Source organism: Terriglobus aquaticus (assembly GCF_025685415.1).
Lineage (GTDB): Bacteria > Acidobacteriota > Terriglobia > Terriglobales > Acidobacteriaceae > Terriglobus > Terriglobus aquaticus.
The window spans coordinates 3,375,648-3,391,659 of sequence record NZ_JAGSYB010000001.1; the positions used below are offsets into that span (position 1 = coordinate 3,375,648).

General features: G+C 63.8%; 6 protein-coding genes. 3 read left to right on the top strand and 3 right to left on the bottom strand.

What is annotated here, in order from left to right:
- Together mnmG and OHL12_RS14015 are read right to left on the bottom strand one after the other, a co-directional pair.
- Positions 1–2,019, bottom strand: a complete 2,019-nt coding sequence (gene mnmG / locus OHL12_RS14010; RefSeq protein WP_263414437.1) for a tRNA uridine-5-carboxymethylaminomethyl(34) synthesis enzyme MnmG — start codon at positions 2,017–2,019, stop codon at positions 1–3.
- A 37-nt stretch (positions 2,020–2,056) separates the two neighbouring features.
- A complete protein-coding gene (locus OHL12_RS14015) occupies positions 2,057–3,040 on the bottom strand; it encodes a VTT domain-containing protein (RefSeq protein ID WP_263414438.1) in 984 nt (327 codons plus the stop codon).
- Between the two features lie 377 nt (positions 3,041–3,417).
- Between OHL12_RS14015 and OHL12_RS14020 the strand changes: the two genes are divergently transcribed.
- Complete coding sequence (locus OHL12_RS14020; protein ID WP_317889823.1) at positions 3,418–7,353, top strand: alpha-amylase family glycosyl hydrolase; 3,936 nt, start codon at positions 3,418–3,420, stop codon at positions 7,351–7,353.
- A gap of 64 nt (positions 7,354–7,417) precedes the next feature.
- On the opposite strand, the gene obgE is transcribed toward OHL12_RS14020, so the two are convergent.
- Positions 7,418–8,524, bottom strand: a complete 1,107-nt coding sequence (gene obgE / locus OHL12_RS14025; protein WP_263414439.1) for a GTPase ObgE — start codon at positions 8,522–8,524, stop codon at positions 7,418–7,420.
- 321 nt (positions 8,525–8,845) lie between these two features.
- On the opposite strand from obgE, the gene OHL12_RS14030 reads away from it, so the two are divergent.
- Together OHL12_RS14030 and OHL12_RS14035 are read left to right on the top strand one after the other, a co-directional pair.
- A complete protein-coding gene (locus OHL12_RS14030) occupies positions 8,846–12,313 on the top strand; it encodes a carboxypeptidase regulatory-like domain-containing protein (protein WP_263414440.1) in 3,468 nt (1,155 codons plus the stop codon).
- A 281-nt stretch (positions 12,314–12,594) separates the two neighbouring features.
- Positions 12,595–16,008, top strand: coding sequence for a carboxypeptidase-like regulatory domain-containing protein (locus OHL12_RS14035; RefSeq protein ID WP_263414441.1), 3,414 nt, complete (start codon positions 12,595–12,597; stop codon positions 16,006–16,008).
- Positions 16,009–16,012: the final 4 nt, after the last annotated feature.

Sequence of the window (16,012 nt, forward strand, 5' to 3'; positions counted from 1 at the left end):
TTACTGCTTAGCCAGTTCGCGGGTGTGGACTTCGACCAGGACGTTGATCAGGGTAAGCGCGGCGGGTGTGACGCCGGGGATGCGGCTGGCCTGACCGACCGTTTGTGGGCGGACTCGATCCAGCTTTTCCTGGATCTCGCGCGAGAGGCCGCTGACGCCCTTGTATTGGAAGGTGGCAGGGATGGCGCGTTCTTCGGCCCGCTTCAGCTTGTCGATGCTGCGGCGCTGCTGGTTCAGGTAGCCCGTGTACTTGATCTCCGTCTCGACCGCCCGCAGCTCGTTACGAAGGTTGGCCGGAAGCTCGGCAGCGGCATACGCCGCCAGTTCGGGCGAGTCAGCGAGCCGCGCGCGCAGTGCTGGCATCAACTGCTCGATGCGGAGCTCAGGCCGCTTCAACAACTGTGACAACGTTTGAGGCTTCACCTGCGCGGAGTTCGCCGCGGTGCCCGGTGTGGCTTCGCTTGCACTATCCTGCGCTGAAGAGTTCGAATCCCCACTCGCGTTGGTTGCGAGCAGTTCGGCGAGCGTTGAAGTGTCGACGCGTGTGCTGTCGAGCACGGCGGTCAGCGCGGCCATGCGCGCCTGACGCTGTTCGTACTCGGCCCATGCCTCGTCGTCGATCAGGCCCAGGCGGCGGCCGTGCGGCGTCAGGCGGCGGTCGGCGTTGTCGATGCGTAGGTGCAGGCGGAACTCCGCGCGGCTGGTGAACATCCGATACGGCTCGTTCGTGCCCTTCGAGATCAGGTCGTCGATGAGAATGCCGGTGTAACCCTCGCTGCGGTCCAGCGTGAACGGTGCTTCCCCGCGCGACCATAGAGCAGCGTTGATTCCGGCCATCAGGCCCTGGCAGGCGGCCTCTTCGTAGCCGCTGGTGCCGTTGATCTGACCGGCCAGGTACAGCCCGAGGATCGACTTGACCGCGAGCGAGCGGTCGAGTTCCGTCGGGTCGATCGCGTCGTACTCAATCGCATAGCCGGGCCGCAGCATCGTCGCGTTCTCCAGCCCCGGAATGGAGTGCACCATCGCGAGCTGCACATCGGGCGGCAGGCTGGTGCTCATGCCATTGATGTAGACCTCGTCGGTGTCCAGACCCTCCGGCTCCAGGAAAAATTGGTGCTGCGGCTTGTCGGCAAAGCGAACGATCTTGTCTTCGATAGACGGGCAGTAGCGCGGACCGATTCCTTCGATGGCGCCCGAGTACATCGCCGAGCGATGCACGTTCGCGCGGATGATCTCCAGCGTCTCCGGCGTGGTGTACGCAATGTGGCAACTGATCTGCGGCAGTGCCGGGACGTTCTTCGACCGCAGCGAAAAAGGCGTGGGATCGGCGTCTCCGGGCTGCTCCTGGAAGCGCGACCAGTCGATGGTGCGACCGTCCAGGCGCGGCGGCGTGCCGGTCTTCAGGCGGCACTCGCGCAGGCCGAGACGCTTCAGCGATTCGCCTAGCAGGATGCTCGCCGCTTCACCGCTGCGGCCGGCGGTCCAGCGCTCTTCGCCGCAGTGGATCAGTCCGTTCAAAAAGGTGCCGGTGGTGATAACAACTGCTTGCGCGCGGAGTTCGGTGCCATCGGCCAGCAGGAGGCCGGTGCAGCGCCGCGAGCCGTCCACATCGTGTTGCAGCAGAACGTCCGCCACCTCTGCCTCGACCAGTTCCAGATTCGGAACGCGCTCCAGCAACTCGCGCATGCGAACGCGGTAGAGAGCTTTGTCGCACTGCGCTCGGGGCGACCACACGGCAGGGCCGCGCGACGTGTTCAGCAGGCGGAACTGGATGCCGCACAGATCCGCAACTTCGCCCATGACGCCGCCCAGCGCGTCCACCTCGCGCACCAAATGGCCCTTGGCAATGCCGCCAATTGCGGGGTTGCAGCTCATCTGCGCAATCTTGTCGAGCGACAGCGTCAGCAGCGCGGTGCGGCGGCCCATGCGCGCGGCCGCAACGGCGGCTTCGCAGCCAGCATGGCCGGCGCCGACCACCAGAATGTCGAAATTATGCTCCGAATTGGAGAGATCGCTCACAGTTCTATTGTAGTGAGCCCGGCGGCGAAGCGGGCGTCTACTCGAAACGCGGCAGGTGGTGCATCTCGTCTTCCGGCACGGGTTCGGTGGGTGCGCCCAGCTTGAGCCAGGAGCGCAGACCGCCTTCGACCACTCTCGCTTTGTGGCCGTGCTCGGCCAAGGTATGCGCGATGCGGACGCTGGTGGCATCGCGCAGGCACGAGCAGTACACGTAAATGTCGCACTCGGTGGCGAGCGTTTCGCGCAGCGCGTCCAGCTCTGTCAAGAGGCGATTCGGCTCCACGCGAATCGAGTTCTTGATGCGCTGCATGCCCGGGTCGTAGTAGCCGTGCGAGCGCACGTCGGCGATCACGATGGGGCGCGTTGGGTCGGGGTTTTCCAGCCGCGCAATCACTTCGTCGGCAGAGACACGCTCCACATCGCGGTACTTGCGGTCGCGCACGCGGGTAAAGATCCAGGTGCCAAAGTAGCCAAGCGCCACCGTCACGACCAGGCCCAGCATCACGTGGCCAAATACCGCGAGAGTATCAGTAATGGCGCGAATGAACGGGCTGAGAAAGTAGCCAATGCCGGTCCACAAGCTCACGTGCAGCAGCACGCCAAGGATGTCGTAGCGCAGGTATCGTGCCGGCCGCATGTTCAGACTGCCAGCCAGAGGAGGAGCCATGCTGGCCAAACCGGGAATGAACCGCGCAAACAGCAGGGTGCGAGCGCCGCGCTTGTAGAAGAAGTCAGCGGAGCGGAAGATGCAGGTCTCCGGATCCATGCTCACGCGGCAAAGTTTGCCCAGCAGCCACCACCCGGTCTTCCGCCCGAGCACGAACAGCGTCGAAGCTCCCGCCTCCTGAGCGGCAGCAGCAACCAGCAATAGCACGAACCAGTTCAGCGATCCGTGGTGCGCGGCGGCGCCTGCCAGGATCAGCGTGAGAACCGACGGCATCGGCAGTCCAAGATTTGACAGCAGCAGGATTCCCGCAACGGCAATATACCCCTGTGCAGCGATCCACTCGGCCCAGCCCATACATGCACCTGCAACACAGTTGAGATGCGAAAGTCGTCAATCTGCTGCTCATGGGCGTCAAATGGTTCGCTATGCCGATTCATCGCCTACTCGAAGCGGGAGGAAATGCGCCAGCTTTCGCCTACATCCGTGTTCGTGTGCCGCTTATCGCCCGGCAATTCGGGCCGTTGCAGGGCCGCCGTGGTGAAAGATGGAGCGCAACGGCCTTGCATCGCGACGCATCCAAGAGGCGAAGCCCTAGCCCCCGAGTCGCCGTCCGGTTTCGCGCGGAAGCGATCCGGAGTCGTCACTGTGCCGATTGAATCTCCTCGCCGCCGCGCAAGCGGATGAGCGTTTGACCGCATCGCTGCTACTGATGCGAGAAAGCAAGAGCACCCTTGCCTGCACGTATGGAATTCCACATTGCCCGCTCGGTTCGCGACCTGACGGAACTCGACGAGTCGTTGTTTAGCTATACCGGCAACGTGGTTTTTGCCAATGTTGCCGCGAGCCGCAAGCTGGCGCAGCAACTGAACGTGGCGCGCGGCACGGAAAGAGATCCCAAGCGCGCGATCAATGCTGGCGCCTTGTTTGCCATGGGCCTGATCGACGAACTGCAGCACGCGCTGATCGACGCCTACCGCAAGGAGGTCGATCCGGCGGTGCTGTCTGCCGCCCTGCAGTGGTTCTCGAGTCAAACTTCGCCGGAAAAGCTGGATGCGCTGTTGCTGGCGTTTACCGAGCAGTTCCCCAACGTGGCGGTGTACCGCAAACAGCTCACAGCAAACGAGTGGCTTGCGGCTGCTGAAGACGGTCTGCCGAACCGCGAGGCTGCGCTGGAAGAACTAATGCTGCTGTGGCTGGCCAACAGTAACCCGGCGTTCACACCCTTTCGCGAGCTGTTTGAAGACACGGAGTTGCAGACGGCGGCACCCGCCTATAAGACGGTGACCGAGGCGCTGCCGAGCTATTTCGAGACGCGGCCCAAGGTGTCGCCGGAGATCGGCACGCTGCTGGACGCACTGATGGCGCCGATCACGGCGTCCCCGGATTCTCTGACGGGTCAGTTGGAATACATCCGCACGCACTGGACGGTGCAGTTGGGCGGCCGACTGAAGAGCACTCTCCTGGCCATCGACACGCTGCGCGAGGAAGAGATCGCGATCTGGCGCATGTTCAACCCGGCCGGTCCGGACCGGCATCGCCACGGAGCCTTCGGCACCGCCAAGGAAGGCTTCGTCGGCGACGAGTACATGGGCTTCGGCGACTACGAAGACGAAGAGATCACGCTGCCGGACGGCCGTCGTGTCCGCCGTCGGCGTTACGCTACGGATTATCAGGCACCGCTGAACGAGTACGAGGCCTTCTCCGCCGACCAGGCCTGGATGCCCAACGTGGTGCTGCTGGCCAAGAGCACCTATGTGTGGCTCGAGCAGTTGTCACAGAAGTACGGCCGTCACATCTACCGCCTGGATCACGTGCCCGAAGAAGAGCTTCAGCTCATGGCGCGTCGCGGCATCACTGGTCTGTGGCTCATCGGTCTGTGGGAGCGCTCCGTCGCGAGCAAGACCATCAAGCACCTGCGCGGGCACATCGATGCGGTGGCGTCGGCTTACTCGCTGAAGGATTATCAGATTGCCGAAGATCTGGGAGGCAACGAAGCCTATACGCAGTTGCGCGATCGCGCGGCGCGGTACGGCCTGCGGCTGGCCAGCGACATGGTGCCAAACCACATGGGCATCGATTCGCCTTGGGTCATTGAGCATCCTGACTGGTTCCTGTACCGCTGGGAATCGCCATATCCGGTGTACAGCTTCAACGGCCCGGACCTGTCGAACGACTCGCGCGTCGAAATCAAGCTGGAAGATCACTATTACGACCAGACCGATGCGGCCGTCGTGTTCCGCCTGCGCCACCATGCCGACGGCGCAACGCGCTACATGTATCACGGCAACGACGGCACGACCTTTGCCTGGAACGACACGGCGCAGTTGGATTACAGCAAGGCCGAGGTGCGCGAACACGTGATGCAGGTGATCCTGCATGTGGCGCGCATGTTCCCGATCATCCGCTTTGACGCGGCGATGGTGTTGGCGAAACGCCATGTGCAGCGTCTGTGGTTCCCCCTGCCCGGCGCTGGCGGCTCCATCCCGTCGCGCGCGGAAAACGCCATCAGCGACGAGGAGTTCAACGCGCTGATGCCGAACGAGTTCTGGCGCGAGGTGGTCGATCGCGTTGCCGTGGAAGTACCCGGAACGCTGCTGCTCGCCGAGGCGTTCTGGCTGCTCGAAGGCTACTTTGTCCGCACGCTCGGCATGCACCGCGTGTACAACTCGGCGTTCATGGTCATGCTGCGTGACGAGGACAACGCGAAATATCGCAGCTACCTGAAGAAGACCCTTGAGTTCGACCCGGACATCCTGAAGCGGTATGTGAACTTCATGTCGAACCCCGACGAGAAGACTGCGATCGCGCAATTCGGTACCGGAGACAAGTACTTCGGCGTAAGCACGCTGCTGGCCACGCTGCCCGGCCTGCCCATGTTCGGGCACGGCCAGATTGAGGGCTTCACCGAGCAGTACGGCATGGAGTTCAAGGCCGCGAAGATGAAGGAGTGGCCGAACGAGGGCCTTATCTCCCGCTTCGAGCACGAGATCGCGCCGCTGCTGCGCAATCGCAAAATTTTTGCCGAGTCCGCGAACTTCGTCCTGTACGACTTCTGGAAGGGCGACGGCTCGGTCGACGAGAACGTCTTCGCCTACTCGAACAACTACTACGGCGAGCGCTCGCTCATCCTGTACAACAACACCTATCCGAGCACGCGCGGCACCATTCACACGTCCGTAGGCTTCATGGACAAAGGCTCGGGCGAGATGCGTCAGCGCGCCATTGCCGATGGCCTGGCTCTGCCGTACGACGGCGATCTGTTTGTGGCGTACCGCGATGTGACGAGCAACCTGGAGTACCTGCGCCGCGCCACCGACATTCACCACAACGGTCTCACCTTTGACCTGCGCGGCTTCCAGTACATCGTGCTTCTGAACTTCCGCGAACTGCGCGCCACAGCGGAGAAGCCGTGGGACCAGTTGCACGACATGCTGCACGGCGCCGGTGTGTACTCACTCGACGAGGCGATCACGAGACTTCGGTTGCGGCCCGTGCATGATGCTCTGCGGCTGACGATCCAGGAGGCCAACCTGCCGCTGGCCCCGGAAGAAGCCAGCAACACGGGCAAGGCTCAAACGCTGGACAGCACTCTGGCACGGAATGCCACTGACTTCCTGAACTCGGCGAAGGAGTTCCTGGCAGAGTCCAACATTCACTTGACGGTGCCTTCTGGCGTGCGTGCGTCAAGAGGTGCAGGCGCTGCGGGAAGCCTGGCTTCGCTCGCAGCACAGGGCACGCAGGGCCTTGCGAAGCAGTTGGATGGTGTGGCCAAGGCGACTTCTGCGGCGGCTTCAGAGCACCATGAGGCAGGTTTGCTGCATGTGCTGGAAGGTGTGGCGCACGAGGCGCGCGCGGTCGCACACGGCGTAGCCGCTGCCCTCGATCACCTTTTGCATCATGACTCCGCAGCGGAGAAGCGGGAACCGCAGGCGCAGCCAGGGGCTGCTGGTGACATCACCGCGAGTGCCGTGACCGCAGTCGCACCGGCCGGCCACGAGGGTGACGGCGAGGCGGCTCTGCAGGCTGTAGCGGAGAAGGCCGCCGCGCCGGAGCCGACACTGGACGCGGTATTCGAGAGCAACCTGCAACGCAACATTGCGCTGTTGCTGGAGCGGCACTACCGCGAGGGCCAGCCGACCACGGTTCCGGGAGTCCCAGCGCTTCTGGCGCCGCGGCGCGATGCGGTGTTGCTGGCTTCGGCCCTGGTGCGAGCCCTTCCGGTGGACGAGCAGACACCGCGCATCCATGCGGACCTGTTTGACCGGCTGCAGTTGCGGCATGCACTTGCGGAGACGTTCACTGCGCTCGGCTTTGAGGGCGATGCGGCGTGGCGTGCGGCCGCGGTGGTGCGCATCGCCACGGCCCACAACATCGGCTCGCTGAACACCGAATCCTTCTGGGCGGACGGCGACGTGCGTTGGGTGCTCAATGTGAACGAGTCCGAGGGCACCGAGTACTTCAACCGCGAACTGTTTGCGGCATTACTGCCTTGGCTGGAGTTGGAGCCGGAGACGACGCCACTGACCGCTGATGAGAAGTCGCTCGACGAACGTCTGCTGGATCGCGCGGAGAAGGCCGGCTACCAGCTTCGCAAGTTCCTGCATGAACCCGGCTTTGCCGAGCGTTCGCACGGCCTGGTGGGCGTGGAGGAACTGGCGGCAAAGTAGCTCGCACCGAACGCGCAAAGGGCGAGGCTACATGGCCTCGCCTTGCTTTGGTTCTCGCTCGCTGTTACACGCCTCGCTTGGCGCTGGCCAGCGGTGGAGCATACGGCGACTTGTGCTTCTTCGGCTTGGCCGGCGCCTCGGAGACAACGACCGGCTGCTCGGCGCGGCGTTGTTCCACTGCATCGGCAATGGCGTACTTCAGCGGGTCCAGACCCTCGCCGGTCACGCCGCTGATGGCAAAGAAGGGCAGCTTGCGGCGCTTGGCATAGGTCTGCAGCTTCTTCAGCTTGTCCGGGTTTGCGGCATCCATCTTGGCCGCAACGACAATGACGGGCTTGTCTTCCAGACCATGACCGAAGTCTGCCAATTCAGCAGAGATGGTTTTGAAGTCTTGGACCGGATCCTCACGGCCGCTGCCGTCGGAAACATCCACCAGGTGCACCAGCACTCCGGTGCGCTCGATGTGGCGCAAGAACTGGATGCCGAGCCCGGCGCCCTGACTTGCACCCTCGATCAGGCCGGGCATATCCGCAATCACGAACGAGCGCTCGTGCGGAAAATCGCCGATCTTCACGACACCCAGGTTCGGTTCCAGAGTCGTGAAGGCGTAGTTCGCGATCTTGGGCCGCGCGGCGCTCAGGCGTGAGATGAGCGTGGACTTGCCGACGTTCGGATAACCGACCAGGCCCACGTCGGCGAGCAGCTTCAGTTCAAGCCGAAAGTGGCGCTCTTCGCCGGGGCGGCCCAGCTCGTGCTCGCGCGGTGCCTGGTGGGTGCTAGTGGCGAAATGCTGGTTACCGCGGCCTCCGCGACCGCCGCGCGCGATGCAGATCTCTTCATCGGGGCGCTCAAAGTCGTGGATCAGCTCGCCGGTATCGTCGTCGTAGAGTACGGTTCCCACGGGCACGTTGAGCGTTAGGTGTTCGCCGCTCTTGCCGCTCATGTTCGAGCCCAGACCATGCGTGCCGCGGTCTGACTTGTACTCCGGATTAAAGCGAAAGTGCACAAGCGTGTTGTGCCGCTCGGACGAACGCATCAGTATGTCGCCGCCGTGACCTCCGTCACCGCCAGACGGGCCACCACGGGGCACGAACTTTTCGCGGCGGAACGCCATGCAGCCGTTGCCACCGTCGCCCGCCTTGACCCGGATTTTCGCCTCATCAATAAACATTGCCCGTCATCTTCAAGTCTACCCGGTTGCGACGATCGCGGGCATCGGGCCATGATTTCCGCTGAAAATGCGGTTCGCCACCTTGAGTGTGGGCCTGCAACCTGCGAAACTGGAGCTACCCGCATGCTTCGATTCAGGGCGCTTTACGCCAGGTTCACACAGATGTGTGACGGTGAAGCAACGTGGCCATTTTCGACCCGCACGCCTCCGTGTGTGCGACGAAGTCGTCAGGCTGTGTGAATGTGCAGGACCGTACCGGCGAAGCGCGGCAGAGAAGACCGCAGCCACGCCCGGCGTTCGATGTGTGTTTCAGGAGAAGCAATGACGCAGAAGATGAGCATGCGCAGCCTCGCCCTAGCGGCGGTACTGGCTGTGGCCACCGGCGCAACGGCGCTGGCGCAGAACACGACCCAGGGCGGCCTCGCCGGAACCGTGTTCGATCCGACCGGCGCTGCCGTGCCGAACGCAACCATTCGGATTCACGATGAAGGTACCAATGCGGACCTGACCATCACGGCCGGAGCCAGCGGCGAGTTCAAGGCGCCGCTCTTGAATCCCGGCACCTACACGGTCACGATTGCCGCTCCGGGCTTTCAGGAGCAGCGCACCACGGGCGTCGTGGTCCAGGTGCAGCAGGTGACGGAACTGAATCCGCACCTGACCACCGGCTCCGAAAGCAGCACGGTCGACGTCACGGCCGACCTGCCCGCGATCAACTTCGAATCGCCCGAGTTCGGCGGTCACCTGAGCAACCGTGAGATCGAGAACATTCCGATCAACAACCGCCGCTGGTCCACGTTGGCACTGACCACCCCGGGCGTCACGATCGATTCCAACGGCTTCGGCCTGCTCCAGTTCCGTGCGATCGCGCCCACCCTGAACAACGTGCAGATCGACGGCGCAGACGATAACCAGGCCTTCTTCTCAGAAGAGCGCGGACGTACACGTGCCGGCTACTCCACGTCGCAGGCTATGGTGCGCGAGTTCCAGGTGAACACCGGCGTGTACTCGGCAGAGTTCGGCCGCGCCGTAGGCGGCGTGGTGAACTCAGTAACGAAGACGGGCACCAACCAACTGCACGGTGAGGCGTACTTCTATCGACGCGATGACGAGCTGGGTGCCTTCAACCCGTACACCACCCTCAGCGTGCCGAACTCAAACGGCGTTGGCGTGCGCGTCATTCCGTTCAAGCCCAAGGACAAGCGCAACCAGTACGGCTTTGAAGTGGGTGGTCCGCTCATCAAGGATCGCCTCTTCTTCACATACGCCTTTGACGTATTCGATCGGCAGTTCCCCGGCGTCGCAAAGGCCAACAATGCCGTTCAGTTCTTTGACAACGCCGACGCGGCGCTGCCGACGGGTGCCACGTGCAACCTGACCACGGGTGCAGCCACGGGCCTGCCGAGCGGTACCGGCCTGAACGGGCAGGGCGTGACAACGACCTACCAGTCCTCGACCGACGCTGCGGCCTGTTTGCTGGCTGCGCGCCTGAACTCCCGCGCCGCGGGCAACACGTATGCCACTGCAGCCGCGGCCTATAACGCGCAGCTTGCGGCCCTGAACACCGATCTCGGAACGGTGCCGCGGTATGGCCACCAGAACATCAACACGCCCAAGCTCAACTGGCAGATCACTCCCAAGCACAACCTGAGCGTGCTGTATCACCGCCTGCGCTGGGATTCGCCGGGTGGCGTGCAGACGCAGTCCAGCCTCACCGATGCGGTCGACTACTTCGGCACGGACTTCGTGAAGCTGGACTACGGCCTGGCCAAGCTGGACTCGGTCATCACGAACAACATGGCCAACGAGCTGCGCTACCAGTACGGCCGCGAGTTGAACGATGAAGGCCAGCAGCCGCTGTCCAGCTACAGCAAGCAATTCCTGCAGAACCCGGCTACTGGCAATGTGGGGCAGTACAGCATCTTCTCGTCGCTGGGTTTTGCGCTGGGATCGCCGTACTACTCCTATCGCAAGGCATATCCGGACGAGCGCAAGTGGCAGGTGGGCGACACGCTGTCGATCAACATCGGCAAGCACAACATTCGCGTGGGCGAGGACATCGTCCACAACTACGATCTGCAGAACGCACCCAACCAGATCAACGGCGCGTTCACCTACAGCACAAGCATCATCAACTACGTTTCGGATGTGTTGGCGCCGGGGCACGCCGGTACCTGCAATACGGGCCTGACGGGCGTGGGCAATCTGCCCTGCTACAACAGCTACCTGCAAAGCTTTGGGCCGTACACCTTCGACTTCTCAACGATGGACTACGGCTTCTTTGTGCAGGACGACTGGAAGATTGCGCCGCGCCTCACGCTGAACCTCGGCGCGCGGTACGACTTTGAGTCGATTCCGAAGCCGTTTGCGGCGCTGAACAACACCACGCTGGCGCCGCAGACCGCGGGTCACCCAGACGATAAGAACAACATCTCGCCGCGCATTGGCTTTGCGTGGGATCCGTATGGCCAAGGAAAGACGGTCGTCCGCGGCGGCATGGGTTTCTACTACGGCCGTATCGCCAACTCGGTTCTGCTGAGCGCGCTGACGCAGACGGGGTCGGCAAACGGTGCCTACAACATCAGCTACTCGAATCAGACATCCGCCGCTCCCCTGTTCCAGGGACAGGTCGCCTCAGCCAGCCCCACCGCCGGTGGCAACATCGTGTACCTGGATAACCACTTCCAGAACCCGGTCACCTACCAGGCGGACCTGACGGTGCAGCAGGACCTGGGCCGCCGCAACGTGCTGAGCCTGGCCTACCTGGGATCGGCGGGTCGCGAGCTGCCGAACTTCATCAACGTGAACCAGAACCCGAACGCCTTCTACACCGAAACCTACACGGTGCAGCCGAGCGCAAACGGCGGCTGCAACCTGCTCGCCTGCGGATCACAGATCCAGACCCGCGTATACGCCGGGCGGCAGTACGCTGCTACGGGGAATGCACCGGCGCTGAACTCCATCGGTCTGAATCCGACGTACGGCTCCGTGACGCAGGTGAGCAGCAACATCAACTCCAGCTATCACGCGCTTTCGTTCGACATCACCAACCGCTCGCTGCACTGGGCGACGTTTGACGCGAACTACACGTGGGCGCACGCGCTGGACTTCTCGCAGGGCTCGTTCACGGGCACGTCGATCAACAACTGGCTGGATCCATTCGGCAATCAGCGCCTCAACTATGGCACGTCGAGCTACGACGTGCACCAGCGTGTGGTGGGATGGGCGATCTTCAACATCCCGGGCATCGAGAACGATAAGAGCGCCCTGGCCTACCTGACCAACGGCTGGTCCATTAAGCCGCTGATCCAGGCGCAGACCGGTCTGCCGTACTCCGCAACAGTCAGCGGAACTACACCGAACCAGTGCACCAACAACACGGCGACCAACGCTGCTTCACGCTTCTGCGACGGCACGCTGGCTCCGACCACCGCGACCAACTCCGGCCTTCTGGGAACCAGCATTACGTACATTCCGCAGATCGGTCGCAACACCTTCCGCTACCCGCGCCTTGTGAACGTGGATGTGCGTCTGCAGAAGGACTTCCGCATCAAGGAAGGCAAGGCGTTCTCGCTGTACATCGAGAGCTTCAACCTGGCCAACCACCAGAACGTAACCGGTGTGAATGGTGGCGCGTTCACCATCTCGTCGCCTGCCGCGTCAGCTGGTGCTGCCAACGGCACGGCCAACCTGGTCAGCACCACCAACTTCGGCACGGTCAGCAACACCAACAGCAACTACGCATTCAGCCCGCGGCAGTTCCAGATCGCAGGCCGGTTCACCTTCTAAGCGCAACGCCGGTGCAAGCCGGATTTCAAGGGCGGTGGCTTCGGCCGCCGCCCTTTCTCTTGGTGTGATGAAAGGCTCGACACGCTTTCGCGCGGCGAGGATTACACGCGCATGGAAACGGGGATACACTCGTGAGCACAGCTCACTCCCTGATGCGTTTGGCCGCGCTGACAGCACACGCAGCGGCGTCGCGGGACTTGCGCTGGTTTTCTCTCCTTCTGTGTCACGGCCTCCCGTGTGGAACGCGGGCCGTTTGCATGTGTCCTCGAATCTCCTCCCCTTTGTCCTGTCTGTGGCCGCGCTCCTGTGCTGCCGGAATCGTCGCTGTCGCCGCTGCCGCGGTGTTGTTCGCGCCCGCCGGTGCGCGGTCGCAGGCGCTGACCACCGGCGCTGTGGGTGGCGTTCTGCGCGATGCTGCAGGCGTGGCTCTACCGGGAGTGCGGCTCACGATGCGTCTGGGACGGTTGCCCGAGCGCACCGTCGAAACCGATGCTCTCGGTGAGTTTCGCATCGACGATCTGCAACCCGGCGAATACGAGATCCGCTGCGAGCGGGACGGCTTCGCTTCGCTCCGTGTGCCGCTGGTGCGCGTGGCGGCGGGCCAGGCGGTGCGGCTGGCACTGACCATGGTGGTTGGTTCGGCGCAGAGCCTCACGGTGCGCGCGTCGGAGGCGGAGCGGCCGTCGCTGGTCGACTCTCCGCTGAATGCAAGCCTGTTGCCACAGGAGCTCATCGCTCTGCCGATCGACGGTCGCCGCTTCCAGGATTTCGCGCTACTGACGCCGCTGACGAACCTTGGTGACGACAGCGGTGCCTTTGCGGTCAACCCTTCGGGCGGTTCATCGATGAGTGGAGATCGAGGCGAAGACGCAACCGGGACCATCCTGGACACCGATACGGGTGACAGTTCAGCCGAGACAGTGCAGACAACGACGCGCAGCTCCGATCCTTCCCAGGCGAGCTTCACGCTGGACGGGTTCACGGCCAACCGCAGCTACGACGGCGCTCCACGAGGCGGTGCGGCGATCCCGTTCAACGTGCCTCTGGAGGCGGTGCGCGAGTTCCAGGTGCGCTCCATCGGCGAGGGCTCGCCGCTGGGCCGCGATGCCGCAGGATCGGTGAACGCGGTAACGCGCCGCGCCGGTGAGGACTTGCATGGGAGCGCGTTCTTCCTCCTGCGGCACAGCGCGGCCGACGCTACGGATCCGTTTGCGATTGCCACGCACTACAACGGCGGTGCCCCGTTCAGCGAGATCGTGAAGCCCCGCGACCAGCGCGAGCAGTTTGGCGGTTCCATCGGCAGCCGCCTTCCGCACACGGCGAATCGCGTGTACGCGTTCGGCGCGGCGGAGGGCCAGTTGCGCAGCTTTCCGGGCATCAGCTCGCCAGACAACCCCGCGTTCTACACACTGACGGCGGTGCAGACGGCGCTCCTGGCCAACCGAGGCGTGACCGCGGCAGAAACAGCGCGCGGCCTCGGGTTCCTGGATTCGCTCACGGGAGAAGTGCCGCGGCGGAGCTCTACGTTAGCGCTGACGCCGCGGCTGGACATTGTCACTTCCCCGAAGAGTTCCTTGCTGCTGACCTACACCGGGGCGCGCCACGATGCACCATCGGGCGCGCGCGGTGGTGCCGTGGTGGCGCAGTCGCGGGATAACTTCTCAACCCTGCACATCGCCGCAGACACGTTGCGCGCGACCGAAAGCGTGGGCCTGGGCGCTCGTTGGGTGGTTGAAACTGGCATGGCGATATCGCGCGACGCGACCACGGTTACGGAGGCGCCCACGCTGGCTGCCGAGCCGCAAACCGGACCTGCCGGATCGGTGCCGCAGGTGAGCATCGATCTGGGGAACGCGACCAGTGGCGGCGCATTCCGGTTCGGTCTGCCGGTGGCGGCTGAGAAGCGCCGTTTGCCCAACGAGGACCGCGCCGAGGCAGAGGTGAGCGTGACCTTCTCCGGTCGCGCACATAGCGTCACGCTGCAGGCTGCCGGCAGCCTGATCGACACCGCTGTCGACACCGGCGCGGCGACCACAGGGGCGTACCAGTATGGAAGCCGCAGCACGGGTGGGCGCGCGGGTGGGCTGGTCGACTTTCTCACCGACTTCACGTACAGCGCGACGAGCTACCCGAACGGTGGCTGCCCGTCGATCTATGCGACAACGCACCTGTTCTGCTTCCAGAGCTTTACGCAAGGCTTTGGCGCGGGCACATCGGTGCGGTTTCACACCGGCGAGGGCTCCGCGGGAGTGCACGATGTGTGGCGGCTAACGCCGCGCCTGCACGTCACGTTGGGAGCGCGGTACGAATACTTCCGCATGCCGCTGCCGCAGCACGCCAATGTGGCGCTCGATACTGTGTTTGGCAACCTGGGGCAGACGGGCTTTCTGCCCGGCGATCCCGGCAATCTGGCGCCACGGCTGGGCATTGCGTATGGCCTGCACGACCGCACGGTGGTGCGCGTGGGCTATGGGCTGCACTTCGGACGCGCGACGGGGCGGCTCTTGCAACAGGTGCTAACCAACACGGCGCAGGCAGCGTCGGTGTACAACCTGCGCGTGACGCCGACGACGGAGATCGAACCTGCGTGCAGTTCCGCGGGAACGAACTTCGGCTACCCGGCCACGTACACCTGCGGGAGCACCGGCCTTCCGGCCAAGACTTCGGCGGCGACGGTTCTGTCGCGGCGTTTTCAATTGCCAACGGTCGAGGACGGTGAAGTCACCGTCGAGCGGCAAATATCCCACGGCATCGTGGTGAGCGTGAGCTATGCGGCGGCGCTGTCGCATGAGTTGCCCAACTCGACCGATGTGAACCTGGCGCCGTCGCTGAGCGCGGGAAAGTTCGCGATCCAGCGTACGGACGCGGTCACGACGCCAGGGCTGCAGAACGGGGCGACGTTCGTGGTGCCGGTGTACACGTCGCGCATCTCGCCCGATTTCGGACCTGTGACGCTGGTGCGATCGAACGGCAATGCCGCGTACCAGGCGGGCGTGGTGCAGGTTTCGCGGGTGGCGGCGCGAGGTTTGACGGTTCGTGGAGCGTACACCTTCAGCAAATCGCTGGACAATCTACGCGTAACGGGATCGGCGGTGGATACCGACGCGCAGTTCGATCCGGTGGACCCCAGCTACGACCGCGCGCTCTCGAACCTGGACCGACGCCACAAGGTCACGGCGACAGCGGTGTGGGCTCCGGAACTGGAGCACGGGTCGCGCTTCGAGCGTCGGTTGGCGAACGGCTTCACAGTGGCGCCGATCCTGTTTGTCACCAGCGGCCGGCCGTACAGCTTTCTGGTCGAGGGTGGAACGACGCTGGCCGGCGGCCGCGCCAGCCTGAACGGATCGGGCGGAGCGACGTACCTGCCCAGCGTCGGCCGCAATACGCTGCGGCTGCCCACGGAGGCGACGCTGGACCTGCGGCTCGCACGGGCGATTCCGCTGCATGAAGGCGCGACGTTGCGGCTAACCGCGGAGGGTTTCAACCTGTTCAACCACCGCAACGTGACGAGCGTGACCCAGCGCGCCTTCATCGTGGGAACAACGGTAAATGGAGTGACGCCGCTGGTCTTTCAGGATGCGGCAGCGATCGCCGCCGAGGGCTTGACCACGCGTCCGTTTGGAACGGAAACGGGCAGCGGCACGGACCTGACACGGGCACGACGGCTGCAAGGCGGGCTGCGGTTTGAGTGGTGACCGC